Annotated in this window: 15 protein-coding genes and 1 tRNA gene; 3 read left to right on the plus strand and 13 right to left on the minus strand. The window is 69.4% G+C overall.

Annotation, left to right across the window (positions count from 1 at the left end):
• Positions 1-137: 137 nt before the first annotated feature.
• The 4 genes from M3Q23_16405 to M3Q23_16420 all read right to left on the minus strand — a co-directional run bounded on the left by M3Q23_16405 (position 138) and on the right by M3Q23_16420 (position 1,897).
• Entirely contained in the window at positions 138-341 is a 204-nt protein-coding gene (locus tag M3Q23_16405; GenBank protein MDP9343637.1) for a cold-shock protein, read from the minus strand.
• 183 nt (positions 342-524) lie between these two features.
• Positions 525-863, minus strand: coding sequence for a hypothetical protein (locus tag M3Q23_16410; protein ID MDP9343638.1), 339 nt, complete (start codon positions 861-863; stop codon positions 525-527).
• A 187-nt stretch (positions 864-1,050) separates the two neighbouring features.
• A complete protein-coding gene (locus tag M3Q23_16415) occupies positions 1,051-1,551 on the minus strand; it encodes an SRPBCC family protein (protein MDP9343639.1) in 501 nt (166 codons plus the stop codon).
• Positions 1,535-1,897, minus strand: coding sequence for a metalloregulator ArsR/SmtB family transcription factor (locus tag M3Q23_16420; protein MDP9343640.1), 363 nt, complete (start codon positions 1,895-1,897; stop codon positions 1,535-1,537). The genes M3Q23_16415 and M3Q23_16420 overlap by 17 nt, the downstream gene beginning before the upstream one ends.
• 148 nt (positions 1,898-2,045) lie before the next feature.
• Here M3Q23_16420 and M3Q23_16425 point away from each other — a divergent pair, with 148 nt between their 5' ends.
• Both M3Q23_16425 and M3Q23_16430 read left to right on the plus strand, forming a co-directional pair.
• Positions 2,046-5,306: an AAA family ATPase gene (locus tag M3Q23_16425; protein MDP9343641.1), complete on the plus strand. Its 3,261-nt coding sequence runs from the start codon at positions 2,046-2,048 to the stop codon at positions 5,304-5,306.
• A 46-nt stretch (positions 5,307-5,352) separates the two neighbouring features.
• The gene (locus M3Q23_16430) at positions 5,353-5,724 is read left to right on the plus strand and encodes a VOC family protein (GenBank protein MDP9343642.1); all 372 of its coding nucleotides are present in this window, start codon (positions 5,353-5,355) and stop codon (positions 5,722-5,724) included.
• Between the two features lie 459 nt (positions 5,725-6,183).
• Here M3Q23_16430 and M3Q23_16435 read toward each other — a convergent pair whose 3' ends face one another.
• The 3 genes from M3Q23_16435 to M3Q23_16445 form a co-directional block, all read right to left on the minus strand.
• The gene (locus M3Q23_16435; GenBank protein MDP9343643.1) at positions 6,184-6,834 is read right to left on the minus strand and encodes a hypothetical protein; all 651 of its coding nucleotides are present in this window, start codon (positions 6,832-6,834) and stop codon (positions 6,184-6,186) included.
• 58 nt (positions 6,835-6,892) lie between these two features.
• Complete coding sequence (locus tag M3Q23_16440) at positions 6,893-7,174, minus strand: hypothetical protein (protein ID MDP9343644.1); 282 nt, start codon at positions 7,172-7,174, stop codon at positions 6,893-6,895.
• A 241-nt stretch (positions 7,175-7,415) separates the two neighbouring features.
• Positions 7,416-7,489: transfer RNA gene (locus tag M3Q23_16445), tRNA-Ala, on the minus strand.
• 97 nt (positions 7,490-7,586) lie between these two features.
• Here M3Q23_16445 and M3Q23_16450 point away from each other — a divergent pair.
• Entirely contained in the window at positions 7,587-8,378 is a 792-nt protein-coding gene (locus M3Q23_16450; protein MDP9343645.1) for a maleylpyruvate isomerase family mycothiol-dependent enzyme, read from the plus strand.
• A gap of 21 nt (positions 8,379-8,399) precedes the next feature.
• Here the strand turns inward: M3Q23_16450 and M3Q23_16455 are convergent, their stop codons facing one another.
• The 6 genes from M3Q23_16455 to M3Q23_16480 all read right to left on the minus strand — a co-directional run bounded on the left by M3Q23_16455 (position 8,400) and on the right by M3Q23_16480 (position 15,899).
• Complete coding sequence (locus tag M3Q23_16455; GenBank protein MDP9343646.1) at positions 8,400-9,050, minus strand: haloacid dehalogenase; 651 nt, start codon at positions 9,048-9,050, stop codon at positions 8,400-8,402.
• Positions 9,051-9,092: 42 nt separating this feature from the next.
• The gene (locus M3Q23_16460; protein ID MDP9343647.1) at positions 9,093-9,578 is read right to left on the minus strand and encodes a hypothetical protein; all 486 of its coding nucleotides are present in this window, start codon (positions 9,576-9,578) and stop codon (positions 9,093-9,095) included.
• A 277-nt stretch (positions 9,579-9,855) separates the two neighbouring features.
• Positions 9,856-10,326, minus strand: coding sequence for a cyclic pyranopterin monophosphate synthase MoaC (moaC, locus tag M3Q23_16465; GenBank protein ID MDP9343648.1), 471 nt, complete (start codon positions 10,324-10,326; stop codon positions 9,856-9,858).
• Between the two features lie 2 nt (positions 10,327-10,328).
• Positions 10,329-11,588 (minus strand): molybdopterin molybdotransferase MoeA, encoded by a 1,260-nt coding sequence (locus M3Q23_16470; protein MDP9343649.1) that lies wholly within the window; start codon positions 11,586-11,588, stop codon positions 10,329-10,331.
• Between the two features lie 90 nt (positions 11,589-11,678).
• Positions 11,679-13,643, minus strand: coding sequence for a hypothetical protein (locus tag M3Q23_16475; GenBank protein MDP9343650.1), 1,965 nt, complete (start codon positions 13,641-13,643; stop codon positions 11,679-11,681).
• A gap of 210 nt (positions 13,644-13,853) precedes the next feature.
• On the minus strand, positions 13,854-15,899 hold the full coding sequence (locus tag M3Q23_16480) for a hypothetical protein (protein MDP9343651.1): 2,046 nt from the start codon (positions 15,897-15,899) through the stop codon (positions 13,854-13,856).
• Positions 15,900-16,128 lie beyond the last annotated feature (229 nt).

The raw sequence follows: 16,128 nt of genomic DNA on the forward strand, positions 1-16,128 counted from the left end.
TGGACCGGGGTGATCATCGCCGCGTTGCCGGCGATAAGCGAGTACGGGATGGGCGCTTATGAGTGCAGGGTGCCGCAACGCAAGAGACCGCCGCGCTCCCGCGCGACGGTCCCTCGTCGACTAGCGGTGGGCCGCCCTTAGGCGATGGCCCGAACGTTGCTGGCCTGAGGACCCTTCGGTCCCTGGGTCACGTCGAACTCCACCCGCTGGTTCTCCTCCAGGTTCTTGTAGCCCTCGCCTGCGATCGCGCTGAAGTGCACGAACACGTCGGGGCCGTTCTCCTGGGTGATGAAGCCGAAGCCCTTCTCGGGGCTGAACCACTTCACGGTTCCAGTTGCCACTGCAATTCCCTCCCTTCCATGGCCCGCACGGACCTGCATGCTGTCCGTCGGCCTCCGGCTGGATCGCCGGGTGAGAGAACTGCTCGTAGCGAACTGCGTGCGGAACCCTCACTAGGAGTGTAGCGGAACGGGAAGCCCGCCGACCTGTCCAGCGATGGCGGGGCCCCCTGCACCCGAGCGCCGTCAGGCCCTCTGGGCCTCGAGCTCCCGGAAGGTCTTCCAGGCCAGGCTCCAGCCGGCGGCCGTCACGGGGAACTCGACGGGGGGCTGCGGTGACTGGAACCTCCAGATCCGGTACGCCTCGTTGCTCCCACCCAGCACGAACCGCTGGGTGCTGTGAGAGACCATGTCGCCGAACTTGTCGAGCGCCGGCACGGGCGGCGCGGCCTCGTATCCAGGCTTGGAGAGCTCCGCCGAGGTCATCACCGTGACACCGGAGGACGAGACATAGGAGGAAGCCAGCTCGAGCGCCTCGGGCTCACGAAGCGGTTGGAGCTCGATGCCGCCGGGTGCCGATGGCACCGTCCGGATGGTCGGGTCTTCGAGTCCGAGCATCTCGGCCCCTTTCTGCAAGGGACGCTCTGGCGAACTCGAGGCCGGGAGAAAACAGACTCGGCAGATCTATCAGGTCGAGACCGGGGACCCGGAAGGGCATCCGTGGCTGATACATAGAGAGTATCAGCTTCGGTGGCGGGGTAGCCGGGGTCGGTCAGCCCTCCGCGCCCCCCTTGAGGACCTCGAGGTACTCGTCGAGGCGGTCATAGGTCTCGGCCCCGCCCTCTTCCATGCCCGACTGGAGCATCCCGTCACGGTCCTCGACCGTGTCGAAGACCGCGGTGGCCGTGAGCGTGGTCTTGCCGTCCTGTTCCTCGAAGGTCGCGGTCTGGACGGAGACGTGGCCGGGCACGCCCTCCCACTCGAACGTCCAGGTGATGCGCTCGGGGCGGACGATCTCGCGGAACTCGCCACGGAATCCGGGGATCTCGCCGTCGGCCCCGCGGTGCACGATCCGCCACTTCCCGCCCTCTCGGAAGTCCATCTCGCAGCTGGCGATCTCGTAGCGCCTCGGGCCCCACCAGTGCGACATGTGCTCGCATGAGCTGTGCGCCTCGAACACCAGGTCGCGCGGCGCGTCGAAGACCCGGGTCGTGACGATCTCCCGGTCCGACGGCGTCGTCACCGTGAGCTTGTTGCTACCGCTTGCGCCCATCGTCCTTCTCCTTTCCTCGACCCTGGAGCTCGTCCAGGTACTCGTCCAGCCGGTCGTAGCTCTCCTCCCAGAAATGGCGGTACTGCTCGGTCCACTCGGCGACCTCCTTGAGCGGCCCGGCCTCGAGCCGGGCGGGCCGCCACTGCCGCTCCCGGCCCCGTGCGATCAGCCCCGCCCGCTCGAGCACCTTCAGATGCTTCGAGACCGCCGGCATGCTCATCTCGAAGGGCTCCGCCAGCTCGGTGACGGAAGCCTCCCCCGACGCCAGCCTTGCCAGGATGGCCCGCCGCGTGGGATCCGCGAGGGCCCCGAAGGTCCGGTCCAGCTGCTCGGTCGTCGTGCTCATTCAACCTCTCCGTTAAGTAACCGATTGGTAATCTACTGCCCTCGACGGGTGCGTGTCAAGTGAGTTCCCGGACGTTCGGTCGGCGGCTCGTCGCGGAGCCCCGCTTTGAACCTTCTCAGGGGGGACCGCTCGCCCGTACACTGCTGCCGTGGCCGCGTGTGCGCAGTGCGGCGAGGACAATCCTGAACGGGCCCGCTTCTGCCTGAACTGCGGGGCGCCGCTCGGCGAGGCCCCGCAGGCCGCTCGGCAGGAGCGCAAGCTCGTCTCCGTCCTGTTCGTCGACCTGGTGGGGTTCACGTCGCGTTCGGATCAGACCGATCCCGAGGACGTGCGGGACACGCTCGAGCGCTACCACACGCGTGCCAAGGAGGACATCGAACAGTACGGCGGGGTGGTCGAGAAGTTCATCGGCGACGCCGTCATGGCCGTCTTCGGTGCTCCCCTGGCCCACGGCGACGATGCGGAACGAGCGGTCCGCGCGGGCTTCCGCGTCCTCGATAGCATCGAGGACCTGAACCGGGACGATCCGCAGCTCGAGCTCCAGGCCCGGGCCGCGGTCAACACCGGCGACGCCGTCGTCGCGGTCGGCACCGACAGCCGCTCGGGCGAGGCGCTCGCGATGGGGGACGTCGTGAACACAGCCTCGCGCCTTCAGGGAGCCGCTCCACCCGGACGCCTCATCGTGGGTGAGGCGACCTACCGGGCCACCCGGGCCACGATCCGCTACGAGGAGTTCCCGGCCGTGGACGCGAAGGGGAAGCGCGACCCGGTTCCGGCGTGGCTGGCCGTGGAGCCCCTCGTCGCTCCGGCCGAGCGGCCGGTGGGGAAGGCCCCGATGGTGGGACGGGACCGGGAGATGTCCCTGCTCGCGTCGCTGTGGGAACGGGCGGTCGGTGAGCGCCGGCCCCACCTGGTCACCATGATCGGGCCGCCGGGCATCGGCAAGTCGCGCCTGCACGGCGAGTTCGCCTCATCGGTGGCGGCCAACGGTGGCCGGGTGCTCCGGGGCCGCTGCCTCCCCTACGAGGAGCGAGCCGCGTACGGCGCGTTCGGCCAGCAGGTGCGCCAGGTCGCCGGGATGCTGGAAAGCGACCCGCCGGACGTCGCGCAAGAGAAGCTCGTCGGCGCACTGGGCCGTTTCCTGCCGGAGGCCGAATCGGGCGACGTCCCCCGGTACCTCTCCCTGCTGCTGGGCCTGGGAGCCGAGGGGTCGACGGACGAGCGGGTGCTGCTCTTCTACGCCGCGAGGCGGTTCGTGGAGAGCCTCGGCCTGGACCAGCCGACGCTGGTCCTGTTCGAGGACATCCATTGGGCCGGGCCGAGCCTGCTGGACCTCGTGGACTACCTCGCCTCCCACGTGCGCGATACGCCGGTGCTGTTCGTCGCGGTGGCGCGCCCGGAGCTGCTGGATCATCGTCCGACCTGGGGCAGCGGCCTGGGCGCGCAGACCACGATCACCCTCGAGCCGCTCTCGGCGTCGGACGCGGCGACCATCGCCTCCCACCTGCTGGCCGAGGCCACTGGCATGGAGGCCGCCATCGAGCGGCTGGTGGGTGTGGCCGAGGGCAACCCCTTGTTCGTCGAGGAGCTGACGTCATCGCTGATCGAGGGGCCGTTCGCCAAGGACGAGCTCCCCACCACCGTCCGCGCGGCCATCGCCGCCCGCATCGACGCGCTCCCACCGGATCCACGCGCCGCGCTCCTCGACGCCTCGGTGATCGGCAAGACGTTCTGGCGTGGAGCGCTCGAGACGCTCGGGTCGTTGACGGCCGTCGACGCCGCGCTCGACGCCCTGGAGTCGCGCGACTTCGTCCGCCGGGAACCCACCAGCCAGGTCGCGGGCGACGCCGAGTTCACGTTCAAGCACATCCTCATCCGGGACGTCGCGTACGGCACCCTTCCGCGCGCCACGCGCCGCAAGCGTCACGCCGCGATCGCCCGGTACATCGAGGGGTCGGCCAAGGAGCACGTCCCCGACCTCGCGTGGCTGCTCGCCCACCACTGGAGCGAGGCGGGCGAGCCCCGCCGGGCCATCGAGTATCTCCTGGTCGCAGCCGACCGGGCCCGGCAGGCATGGGCGCTGGACGAGGTCGTCGAGCTCTACGAGCGGGCGCTCGAGCTGGCCGGGGACGAGGACACCCGGACGCGTATCCACTTCCTTCGGGGCCTCGCCCGCGTCCGGCTCGAGGACTTCCAGGCAGCCGACGCCGAGCTTGCGGACCTCATCCCGAAGCTCGAGGGGCGCGAGCAGCTCGAGGCCATCCTGGCCCGCAGCACTGCGTGCTCCTGGACCGAGCAGGCCGACGAGACGATGGCGCTCGCTCGCCAGGCCGTCGACCTGGCCGAACGGCTGGAGGCCCACGACCTGGTCGCTCCCGCCCTGGCCCGGCTCAGTGATGCCCACGGCATGCGGGGCGAGGAAGGAAGCCTGGAGCGCGCCATCGAGTTCGGCCACCGTGCGCTCGAGCTCTGGCCGCCCGACACGCGTCCGACGGACCTCGCCGAGCACGCGAACCTCCTGGGGGACGTCCACTACTGGCTGGGCCAGTACGAACAGGCCGCCCGGATGTGCCGGATGGCCCGCGGGATGAGCGAGGACCCGCGAGGTGCCGAGCACCTGCTGCGCGGCGCCGGTTTCGAGGCCATGTCCCTCGCCGCGATGGGCCGCTACGAGGAGGCGTTCGCCCTGTTCGACGAGACGGTCGCGCGCGGGAGGGAGATGGGCCGCCCGGTGCGGGTGATCCTCAACTACTCGACGATGGCCCTCCGCGACCTGTTCGACCTCGAGGAGGCGCGGCGGCGGACCGAGGAGTCGCTCGAGCAGTCGGGATGGAAGGGGTTCAGCATGCCCCGCGTCAACGCCCTCGCCGACGCCATTCAAACGGACATCCTGCTGGGCGATTTCGGACGGGCCCTCGAGGCGTGGCCGGGTGCGTTCGAGGAGGCCATGAACGCGAAGGCGTGGTCGCGGTGGCTTGTCTCGGGACGCCTGCTGGCCGCTCGGGCCGAGCTTGCCCTCCGAGCCGAGGGGCCGGACGCCGCGGCGGAGTGGGCGACGAAGGCGATCGAAGCGGCCCGGCCGGTCAAGCGGCTGAAGTACGAGGGGTTCGGGCGGATTGTGTTGGGCCGCGCCCTGCTCCAGAACGGACGGCCGGACGACGCGTTCGAGCAGCTTCGGCTCGCCGTCGACGTGGCCGACCGCCTGGGCGGCCCACCCGGCCGGTGGCAATCGCGGGCGGCGCTGTCCGAGGCCCTCTATGCGACGGGGGACGACGACCGGGCCGAGGAAGCGTTCCGCGACGCATCGGCCATCGTTCGCGAGGTGGCCGCGGGCCTCTCACCGGAACGTGCCCAACGGTTCCTGGCCGCGGAACCGGTCAGCCAGCTCCTGGCGCGAGCCGGGAGCTGAACCGCACGGTGGCGAGCAGACGATGGGATCGACAGGGAGGTTGACGATGATCGGCGCAACGATGGTCGTGCCAACGGTACCGGTCACGGACCTCGAGCGGGCCAAAGCCTTCTATGGCGGGACGCTTGGCTTGACCTTCCTCTGGGAGAACCCCGCCTCGGTCCGCTTCCGCTGCGGAGACCGCAGCGAACTCTCGACCTTCAAGCGCCCCCCGATCGTCACGGAACACACACTTGCCCATTTCGAGGTGACGGACATCGAGGCCACGGTCAGCGACCTCGAGGCCAAGGGCGTCGAGTTCATCGACTACGCTGAAGGGCCGCTCATGACGACGGGCCACATCGCCCAACTCGGCCCTGCGCGTAGCGCGTGGTTCCGCGACCCGGACGGGAACACCCTCGGACTCCGGCAGGGTTAGACCTGCGTCACCAGTTCGAAGGTTCCGAGCATCGATCGCAGGAGCATGAGGTCGTCGATCGCGTAGTAGCCAACCTTCAAGATGATCCCAATGTCGCCCATAGGACCGTGAACCCATGCGACGTCCAACGAACTATTCGACTGGCTCGCATACCCGACGTCTGTGTCTGTGACGCCGACCACAGAACCCGACATGACCGGCCGCTGATTCGCTGCTGCGCGCGCAAAACGCGCCGGGCAAGGATCAGCTACTGGCCTGGAACTCCAGGCCAGTTATCACGATCACTTTCTGGGTCGCGGGCACTCGCACGTCCACCGCGACAGTGTCATCAAGGTAGTCGCGGATGAGCGCGGGGCGCTCCCCGAGATAGGCATCCTGGGGCAGCATCCCCGCAGGGGGAAGTCCCAGGGCCTCGACGGTCGCGACATCGCCGACCAGAGCCGGGATGCGCCCTATGCCTCACCGCAGCAGCCCGAAGGCCCGATGGTATCCATCGACCAGGATGAACCGACCCTGGAAGTTGGCCACGCGGACGAACGACGGGAGGAGCGCGACATGAAATCCGAGGCCCGTCTGGCCGTTCACCTGCCCGGACCACGCCCCCGTGATCCGGAGGTTGGGGTTGGCGGACGTCAACACCCACGCCTTCTGCGTTGGATCAAAGCCCCCCGGCAGGTCCGTCGGCGTCGCAATCGGAACAGTGATGGCGGCGATCGAGGCGGGATCGGACGCGGAGGCCGGAGCAGTGCGTTCCTCGGCGTGGTCGACGTGAACGATGGGCTGGGCGGCGCGGACGCGGGAGATATCAACGAGGGCCAGCCGCCACCCCTGATTGAACAGTTCGGCAGCAGGTGGGTAGTTCCGCAGCTGCTCCAGGTGATCGCCGAGCTCGGGCGAGGCGTCCTCGACAACCCCTGCCTGATCCACACCCGGCGAGCGTCCGCCGACGGCAGCCCGAGCAGCATCGACCTGTGCTTCCTGCTCCGGGGTGGCGGCTACGTCGGCGCGGCGCGAGTTCATGAACAGCAGCGCCTCCGCCCGGTCCAGCCATCCGATGAGAGCACGCGCTGGGCGCTCCACGCGAGCCTGCGCAGCCTGGTTGTCCGCCATGGTCTTCATGCTAACCGGGCCCTCTGACATCCTCCGCCCAAAGGGGCACGCCTCCGGGTTAGTAGTCGCTCGCGAACATCACGGTCCAGCCGTCCAGCTCGTTGCGGACCAACCAGATCTCGTCGGCCTGTCCGCCACCCGGGAGGTGATAGATCACCTCGCGCGCCTCACCCGGGGAAGCGGTGCCACGTGCGCGGACGAGCTTGGTCCACAGCAAGTGGCGCAGCTCCTCGTCGCGTGATCCGAACTTGCCCTGTCCGTGGCACACGTAACAGCCTCGGTAGGTCTCGGTGAGTTGCGCGCATGCAAAGCAAGGGATCGGCTGTATGGTGGCGGGCATCAGAGCGTCGTACAGCCGACGGGTCATGCGCTGGACCCAACGCAGATGAAACCTGATCTGCAACGGGCTGATGTCGACGAGGACGCCGGGGGGACGGCCTGGTCGTCACGGTAGACGGAGATCACGTCGTCCAGAGAGAAACAATCGGACATAGCTGGGCCCCTGTGGACACGGTGTGGAAGAGCGTTCGCGGGGGCCGGTCGGGCTCAATGGCCGCGCCCCTGACCAGGGAGTTCTCCAGTGGAGGTGAGCGGATTCGAACCGCCGACCTCTGCCGTGCGAAGGCAGCGCTCTACCGGTCTGAGCTACACCCCCTGGTCGGGCTAGCGTAGCAGAGGGTCCCGGGGCTCCTTCGCCGCGCGTAGCATGAGGCAATGGACGCCTTGCGACCTCCGTCTGGGACGGCCTAGCCGTGCCCACGGACGTCGACAAAGCCGAGGTCGTCCGGGCCATCGGGGCGGAGCGGGATCGAACGCTCGCGCTGCTGCGTTCCCTGGAGCTCGCCCAGTGGGACCTGGACACGGACCTTCCGGGATGGCGGGTCCGGGAGGTCGTCGCACACCTGATCACCACGGACAGGGCCGCCGTCAACGGCACCCTCGCGCTCCAGGTCATGCGATCCACCGACAAGCTGGAGCGGTGGAACGACCGGCAGGTGGTGAAATGGGCAGACCGTCCGCCGACCGAGCTCCTGCTGGCCCTGGAGCGATGGGGACGCCGGTTCCGCCGGCTGGCCCGCACGGTCCCCGGCGCCGTGTACCGCATGCCCATGCGAACCATGTACGGGCGGGGGCGGGCCGGGCTGCTGCTGTGGGCCCGGCCGTTCGACGAGTGGGTGCACCGGCAGGACATCCGGCGGGCCCTGGCCATGCCGGAGGAGGAAGCGGACCTCGCCCCCATCGCCGGGTTCGTGCTTGCGACGATCCCGTCGGCGACGCTTCCGGAGGTCGATTGCCGAGGGACCGTGGCGGTGGAGCTGGAAGGGGTCCCGCTTCGACCATGGGTGTTCGACCTCGGCGCCCGGAGCGTGCTGGACGAGCCGGCCGAGCAGGCGGGAAGCCGCGTCAGCGTGAACGGAACCCGGTTCGTGGTGACGGCCGCCGGGCGGGGGACGTTCGCCGACCTCGAGGCCGAAGGGGCGCTCCGCGTCGAGGGCGACCGGGCGGCGGCGGACGCGCTGCTGGCAAAGCTCCGGATCGTGTAGCGGGTCCCCGGGCCGGCGGGATCAGGCCCGCGCGCCGGGGTCCCCGCCGCCGAACTGGCGGGCGTGGCGTTCCAGGGCGTCGCGGAGGTCCCGCTGCACGATGGACATGGACAGGTCGCCCCGGGTCTTCTCCATGATGCTGCGGGCCACGTCCGTGCTCCGGCGGAGGTTGCCGGTGATGGCGTCCGGATAGTCCATCGAAACGAGCACCGAGTAGATGTCCTCCATCGACCGGAGCATGGCCTCGCTCCTGGCCACCTCGCCCTTGCGGAGCAGGTCCAAGATGTGGCGGCGGGCCTCACCGACCGCCTCGGCCATCCCGTTCAGGTAGGGGGCGAGTTGGACCCCGAGCTCGTCCGGGGTGGGGAACTCGCCGTCGTCGATGACGGCCTCCGTGATGCGGGCCTCCACGTACTCCTTCTGGGCGTCCTGGAGGAACCCGGCGAAGGCCACGTCGGGATGGTCCCGGACTGCCCCCACCCCGTCCTCGATGGCGGCCCGGGCCTCGTCCATCAGCCGGTGGGCGGTCTCGCGGTCCAGGCGATGGATGGCGCGGATGGCGTTCGCCGAGGACCGGATGGCCCGGCGGGCCGCCACCAGGGCCCGCTCCCTGGCCGCCGACTTGGCGTCGAAGCGTTCCTGGAACTGCCGGGCCAGCGGGTCGAGGTTCACTGCGGCGGATTGTTCCAGCTTGGGAGCGCGAGGGCTACGGCGCTACGCGTCGGCGGTCTGGAGCTCGCCGGAGCGGTACACCACCACGTGCACCAGGTCGTCCTCAGCCAGCTTGCCGTAGTCGCCGTGGGGAACCGGCCCCGTCCAGCTGCGCTCTCGCGTCCTCGCCGGGACGGGTTCGAGCACGGGCTCCCGACCGGACGATTCCGCCCCGGCCGATTCGCCCGCAGACGCTTCCCTGGCCACCGGACCGCGCGCTTCCTCCTGCTTGGCCTGCACCAGGACCCACACGTACGCCGCCAGCAGCGCCGCGATGAGCGCCGTGGCGATCCACATCCCCCGCAGGGGCGGGAACAGCCCCATCAGGAAGGTCAGGCCGAGGGCTTCCAGGAGCACGATGAAGAAGCGGCGGCGGCGGGCGATGGTCCGGCACCGGGCTCGCTCCTCGCCCCCCATGAAATGGACGTCCTTGCGGGGGGCGACGATCCACCGCCCGCCTGATCGCTCCGTGTCTGCCAGCCGGCCCATGTCCCTGTTGAACTCCTCGATCGCGAACGTCGACGTACGGCCTCGCTTCTGGGGGAAAAGGAATGCGGCCCAGACTATGCCCAACCCGATGAGCAAAAGCCAACCCATCTGACCAGCCCCCTCCCGACCGTTCCCGGTTCGGCCACAAGATGTGGGCTGGAATGGCACGCTAACACAACATGTGGGGATTGGAAATATCATCCGTGTAATTTTTTCGGGGAAGGCGCCAAATGGCCCGCTCGGTCGTTGCACCCGCTCCGAACGGCCTACGGAGATCTCAGGTGGCCCGGTACTCGCCGCTCTTCCCGCCCCGCTTCGACAGCAGCCGGAGGCCCGAGATGACGGCCCCCCGGTCGTACGCCTTGGCCGTGTCGTACAGCGAGAGCGCGGCGATGGCGCTTGCGGTGAGGGCCTCCATCTCCACCCCGGTGCGGTCTCGCGCCCGGACCGTGGCCTGGACCCGGATCCGCCCGTCCTGGAGCGCCGGCTCCACCACCACCTCCGCTCCCGTGACCGCGATGGGGTGGCAGAACGGCAGGAGGTCGGGGGTCCGCTTCACGGCCATGATCCCGGCGATGCGGGCCGCCTCCAGGGGATCGCCCTTCGGGGTCCCGGCCACCAGCTGCGCCACCGCCTCCCGGGTCATGGTGATCGTGCACTCGGCCACGGCCTCGCGCTCAGTGACCTCCTTGGCTCCCACCTCGACGATGCGGGCCACGTCCTCCGACGGGGACGACGCCGTCGCCACGCTCACTCCTCCAGCGAGCGGAACAGCATGACCCGGTACCGCTCGCCCGCGTGCGCCGTCTCCACGCCCGGGGGGATCATGGCCAGCCCGTTCGCCCTGGCCACGGTGGAGATCAGGTTGGAGTGGGCCGATCCGGTGGGCTCGGCGACCCATCCGTCCGGGCCCCGACGGACCCGGACCCGGGCGAACTGGAGCTTCTCCTTGGGCCCGGAGACCTCCCCCGCCAGCGTGGCCGTGACCTCCGGCCGGAACAGGTCCTGGCGGCCCATCATCTTGAGGATGGCCGGGCGGATCAACACCTCGAAGGACACGAACACCGAGACGGGGTTCCCGGGAAGCCCGAAGTAGGGCTTGCCCTCGATGACCCCGAAGGCCTGGGGCATCCCCGGCTGCATGGCGGTCCGGAAGAAGTCGACCTCGCCGCGGCGGAAGAACGCCCGCTTCACCACGTCGCGCTCCCCCACCGACACGCCCCCCGAGGAGATGAACGCGTCGGCCCGGACCACGTAGCCGAGCATGGTCTCCTTGAGCTGGTCGACGTCGTCGCGGACGATCCCGGCGAGGTACGGGACCGCGCCGGCCTCTTTCAGCGCGCCCAGGATGGTGAACGAGTTGGCGTCGCGGACCTGGCCGAACCCGGCGGGCTGCCACGGCTCGACCAGCTCGTCGCCGGTGGAGATGACCACGATGCGCGGGCGGGGGTGGGCCGGTGCGTGGGCGTGCCCGGAGGCGGCCAGCAGCCCAAGCTCGGCCGCCGACAGCCGCCGTCCCTTGGGAACGAGGAGCTGCCCCGCCCGGACGTCCTCGCCGGCCGGCCGGATGTGCCTCCCTTCCGCGGACTCCCGGAGGACCCGGACCACGTCGCCCGCAGCCAGGGTGTCCTCGATCGGCACCACGCAGTCCGCGCCGGCGGGGATGGGGGCGCCGGTGTCGATCCGGATGGCTTCGCCCCTTCCGACGGTGCCCTCCGGGCGATGCCCGATCCGGGCCCGGCCGGCCACCCGGAGCTCGACCGGTGCGTCCGGCAAGGCCCCGGCCACGTCGGCCGAGCGCACGGCGAAGCCGTCCATGGCCGAGGAGGAGAACTCGGGGAGGTTGACGTCCGCCACCACGTCCTCGGCCAGCACGCAGCCAAACGCCTCCTGGAGCGGAAGCTCGATGGGGGCGAGTGGCTGGATGCGCGACAGGATGCGTTCGCGGGCCTCCTCCACCGAGACGAGGCCGTCATGGGACGTGTGGGCGTGCACCTGTTGCTGCGGCATTGCCGGCCAGTCTACCCAGTCCGCTTCAGGCGGCCCGCGGCCGGCTCCGAGCGAGCGGTTCGGCGCCCACGGGTGGGCGCCGGCGCCGCCTCAGCAGGAATGCTTGCTGCCCGAGCCCTTGCCCTGGATGCAGGTGTCGTCGCCCGGCCCCCCGAACATGGTGTCGTTGCCGGGGCCGCCCTTCAGGAAGTCGTTGCCGTTGCCGCCCTTCAGCGTGTCGAAGCCCCGCTTCCCGAGCAGCGTGTCGTTGCCGTTCCCTCCCAGGATGGTGTCGTTGCCGCCCCTCCCGTTGATGAAGTCGTTGCCCCCGAGACCGCAGATGAGGTCGTTCCCCGGAGTCCCGACCAGGTGGTCGTTCCCGGAGGTGCCGGTGATCGGGCAGGCCTTCACGGAGGTCAGTGTCGACGCCTGGTTGTTGCCCGTGTTGGTCTCGGTCGTGGACGAGGCCACCGAGACCGTGTTGCGCACCACCGCGCCGTTCTTGGTGGAGGAGGTCACGTTCACCACCAGGAAGAACGAGTCGACCTCGGAGGGGGCCAAGAAGTTCTTCGAGCAGGTCACGGTGCCCCTCGTCCCCACGGACGGCCGGTTGCACGACCACCCGGAGGGAGCCGAGAGCGAACGGAAGGTGGTGTGGACGGGAAGGACGTCGGTCAGGGTCACGTTGGCCGCGCTGCTGGGCCCGAAGTCGGTGACCTTGATCTCATAGGTCAGCTGGGAGCCTCGGACGACCGGATCGGGGAACGCGTCCTTGGTCACCGAGACGTCGGTGGTGGCGACGACCAGAGTCGTCTGAGTGGCGCTGTTGTTGGTGGTGACCGGATCCGGCGACGGAGCCGCCGGAGTTCCCGCCGTCACCTTGACCGTGTTGCTGATGGTGCTCCCGGCGAGGACGGAGGGGTCCACCTTCACCACCAGCGTGAAGACGACCGACACCCCGCTGGCCAGGCTGGGGTTGGTCGCGGTCACGGTGCCGGCCGCGCCCACCGGCGGGGCAGAGCAGGTCCAGGTGGCGGGACAGGTCACCGAGACGAACTTCGTGCCCGTGGGAAGGGTGTCCGTCACCGAGACGGCGGTGGCCGTCTTCGGGCCGTTGTTCTTCACCGTGATGGTGTAGGTGAGGACGTTCCCGGCAGTCACCGGATCGGGCGCGTCGGTCTTCGTGATGGAGAGGTCCGCGCAGGCGGTGATGTCCGTCGTCGTCGCGTTGAGGTCGTTGGCGGAGTTCGGGTCGATGTTGGTCGTGGTCACCTTGGCCGTGTTGGTGATGGTGCACTTGGTGGGCGTCAGGCTCACCTTGACCACCAGCGTGAACGTCGCCGAGGCGCCATTGGGCACGCTGGGGTTGGTCGCGGTGACCGTGCCGGTCCCGCCCACGGCCGGCGTGGCGCAGGTCCATCCGGCGGGACAGGTCAGGGACACAAAGGTCGTGTCGGGCGGGAGCGTGTCGGTCAGCGAGACCCCGGTCGCCGCGTTGGGCCCGTTGTTCTTGACCGTGATCGTGTAGGTCAGGTTCGCCCCGGCCGTGACCGGGTCCGGCGTGTCCGTCTTCGTCACGGAAACGTCGGCGCAGCTCCCCAGGGTGGGGGTCGCGCTGTCCGAGTTGTTGGTGTTGTCCGGATCAGACGTGGTCGAGTCGACCGAAGCGGTGTTCTTGAGGGAACAGGTGGTGGGGGTGGAGATCACGTGGACGACCAGCGTGATGGTGTCGGTGTCCCCGTTGGCCATGTCGGCGTTGCGGGTGCAGCTGACCGTTCCCGTCCCTCCCACACCGGGGTGGGTACAGGTCCACCCGGCGGCCGTCACCGACACGAAGGTCGTGCTGGGGGGAAGTGGGTCCGTGAGGGTGGGTGCGGTGGCCGTGTCCGGACCGAGGTTCTTCACCGTGATGGTGTAGGAGATGTCGGTGCCGGCGGTGGCCGTGGCCGGGCCACTCTTGGTCACCTTGAGGTCGGCCGACGGGGGCGCGGCCAGCGATACGCCGCCCTGCAACAGGATCGCGGCCATGCCCACGAGGACCACGACGAACCGCTGGACCGGGCGCTGGAGCTTCATGTGCCATCCCCCCCGTATGCCGAAGCCGATATGGGGGCGTGGGAGGCTGGGGAGCACCGGGGTCGGTCAGGCGGATCCCGTTCGCTTCCTCCTACGACCGTGTCGGCATCATCCGTTAGATACCCGACATAAGTCAAGAAAGAACGCAGGTGGCGGGCCGGTTCCGGTTGGGACCGACCCGCCACGCGCTTCCTTCCTACCGCGGCCGGCTCAGCACGAGTGCAGGCTGCCGGAGCCACTCCCCTGGAGGCACGTGTCGTCCCCGGGGCCGCCGAACAACGTGTCGTTGCCCGGGCCACCCTTCAGGAGGTCGTTCCCGCCGCCGCCTCGAAGGACGTCGTCGTTGATTCCGCCGATCAAGGTGTCGTTGTCTGCCAGGCCCAGCAGCGTGTCGTTGCCCGGCCCGCCCTTCAGGAAGTCCTGGCCGCGCCCTCCGACGATCCTGTCGTCGCCGCCCTTGCCGCGAAGGGTGTCGTCCCCACCGGTTCCCCGCAGGATGTTCGCCACGGCGTTCCCGGTCAGGACGTCGTTCGCGTTCCCTCCGGTGACGTTCTCGACGTCGGGCTCGACGTTGTCGCCCTCGCCCGACTCGCCGTCGTTCGCGAGCCCGTCGAGGGTCACGCTCACTGCGTTCACACGGCTGGCGTACGTCGCGGTGTCGATCCCGTCCCCGCCGTGCAGGACGTCGGCCCCGAGCCCTCCGTCCAACGTGTCGTTGCCAAGGCCCCCCGTGAGCACGTTCGGGCCGTTGTCGCCGGTGAGGATGTCCCCGAACGCCGAGCCGATCAGGTTCTCCACGGTGACCAGTGTGTCCACGCCGGAGCCAACGGTGTTCTGGGGCGTGGTGATGGCCAGGTTGACCTTCACGCCCGGGCTTGGAGCGGCCGAGTAGTCCACCGTGTCGTTCCCGGGACCGCCGGTGAGCGCGTTGCCGTTGACGTTGCCGGCAAGCGTGTCGTTCCCCGACCCCGCGATCACGTTCTCGACCGTGTTGCCGGTTCCCCCGACGTTGTCGCCCTCCGTCCCCTCGCCATCGTTGGGCTGGCCGTCCAGCGTGATGGTCAGGTTCGCCGTCCGGTTGGAGTAGTTGGCGGTGTCCGTGCCCGCGTCACCGTTCAGCACGTCCTTCCCGTTGGCTGCGGTTCCCTCCAGGAAGGTGTCGTCACCGTCCCCGCCGCTCTCGGTGTCGTCACCCAGTCCACCTGTGATCACATTCGGGCCCGTATCGCCGGTCAGGATGTCGTTGAACGCCGATCCGATCAGATTCTCCATGCCAGCCAGCGTGTCGCCCGCGGCGTCACCGCCTGCGTTGCCGGTGGTCGCGTTCACCGTGACCGTGACCGCAGCAGGCGAGGCGGAGTAGTCGGCGGTGTCGGTCCCGTTACCGCCGGTGAGAGCGTCTGCCCCTGCTAGCCCGGCCAGCACGTCGTTGCCGTCGCCGCCAGTGAGGGCATTCGGGCCGCTGTCGCCCGTGAGGATGTCGGCGAAGGCCGACCCAGTGAGGTTCTCGATCCCCGCCAAGGAGTCACCCGCAGCGTCTCCACCAGTGTTGCCCGAGGCAGCATTCACCGTGACCGTCACTCCGGCAGGCGAGCCAGAGTAATCCGCGGTGTCTGTACCGCCGCCTCCGGTGAGGGTGTCACCCCCGGCGCCGCCGATCAGCGTGTCGTTCCCAGGACCGCCCGCGATGATGTCAATCCCGGAGCCGCCGGTCAGTGTGTCGTCGAGGTCGCTGCCCGTGATGGTGTCAGCGCCGGCTGCGCCGTCGACGGTGATATGGCCGTTGAGGCCGGCATTCGTGAAGGCGGCGGCCGTTACCCCGCTCAGATCGAGCGTCTGGTCACCTCCGTCACCCGTGACGTGAATCGCCGTAACGGCGGTACAGTCGGGATCCCCCGGCGCGTTGAGTCCGTTGACCTGGACCTTGCCCCCACCCGAGCAAGTGACGGCAACGTTTTCGCCTGCCGATGTCGTCACAGTGAGCACCCCACCGGAAAAGGTCACCGTGACTGACGCGCTTGCTGGGCCGGCCAGCAAGACGACGAACATGGCCGTTGCCAACAGCAGCGCCGAGGCAAGCACCGTCGGGCGATTGCGGAAGGTACGGAGTGTAACTGTCGAATCCATATCGACCCCCAATCCAAGCGGGCTTTCCGGATATGGCGAACTTTCCCCGAGCATTGCACAGGCAATCAGACCTGTCGAACGCGCTCCGCGTTCCCGGCCACGCCCGGTTGCCGCGAGACGGCCACGCACGAACGCCGAATGGATCGCTTGCAGGCGGTGCCGCGGGGGCGGTGGGGGGACCGCGGAGGAACGCGGTGCGGAGCCTCAGGGACCGCCCAGCGTCCCCCGCTCGCGTTCCGGGAGCGGTGGGCCCCGGGCCCTCGCGGCAGCCGCCGACACCGCCGGGACGTGATGGTTTGGCAGTTGCTTGTCGAGCGGAGGCGGAGTCGAGGCGAGCGAGCGTTAGCGAGGGAGACCG

Source organism: Actinomycetota bacterium, assembly GCA_030774015.1.
In the GTDB taxonomy this organism is placed as follows: Bacteria; Actinomycetota; UBA4738; order UBA4738; family JACQTL01; genus JALYLZ01.

Excerpts from the sequence above, each read along its gene's own strand:
- M3Q23_16440 (MDP9343644.1), bottom strand. The coding sequence starts at position 7,174 with ATGCCCGCCACCATACAGCCGATCCCTTGCTTTGCATGCGCGCAACTC.
- M3Q23_16470 (MDP9343649.1), bottom strand. The coding sequence starts at position 11,588 with ATGCCGCAGCAACAGGTGCACGCCCACACGTCCCATGACGGCCTCGTC.
- M3Q23_16435 (MDP9343643.1), bottom strand. The coding sequence starts at position 6,834 with ATGGCGGACAACCAGGCTGCGCAGGCTCGCGTGGAGCGCCCAGCGCGT.
- M3Q23_16430 (MDP9343642.1), top strand. The coding sequence starts at position 5,353 with ATGATCGGCGCAACGATGGTCGTGCCAACGGTACCGGTCACGGACCTC.
- M3Q23_16475 (MDP9343650.1), bottom strand. The coding sequence starts at position 13,643 with ATGAAGCTCCAGCGCCCGGTCCAGCGGTTCGTCGTGGTCCTCGTGGGC.
- M3Q23_16460 (MDP9343647.1), bottom strand. The coding sequence starts at position 9,578 with ATGGGCCGGCTGGCAGACACGGAGCGATCAGGCGGGCGGTGGATCGTC.
- M3Q23_16415 (MDP9343639.1), bottom strand. The coding sequence starts at position 1,551 with ATGGGCGCAAGCGGTAGCAACAAGCTCACGGTGACGACGCCGTCGGAC.
- M3Q23_16420 (MDP9343640.1), bottom strand. The coding sequence starts at position 1,897 with ATGAGCACGACGACCGAGCAGCTGGACCGGACCTTCGGGGCCCTCGCG.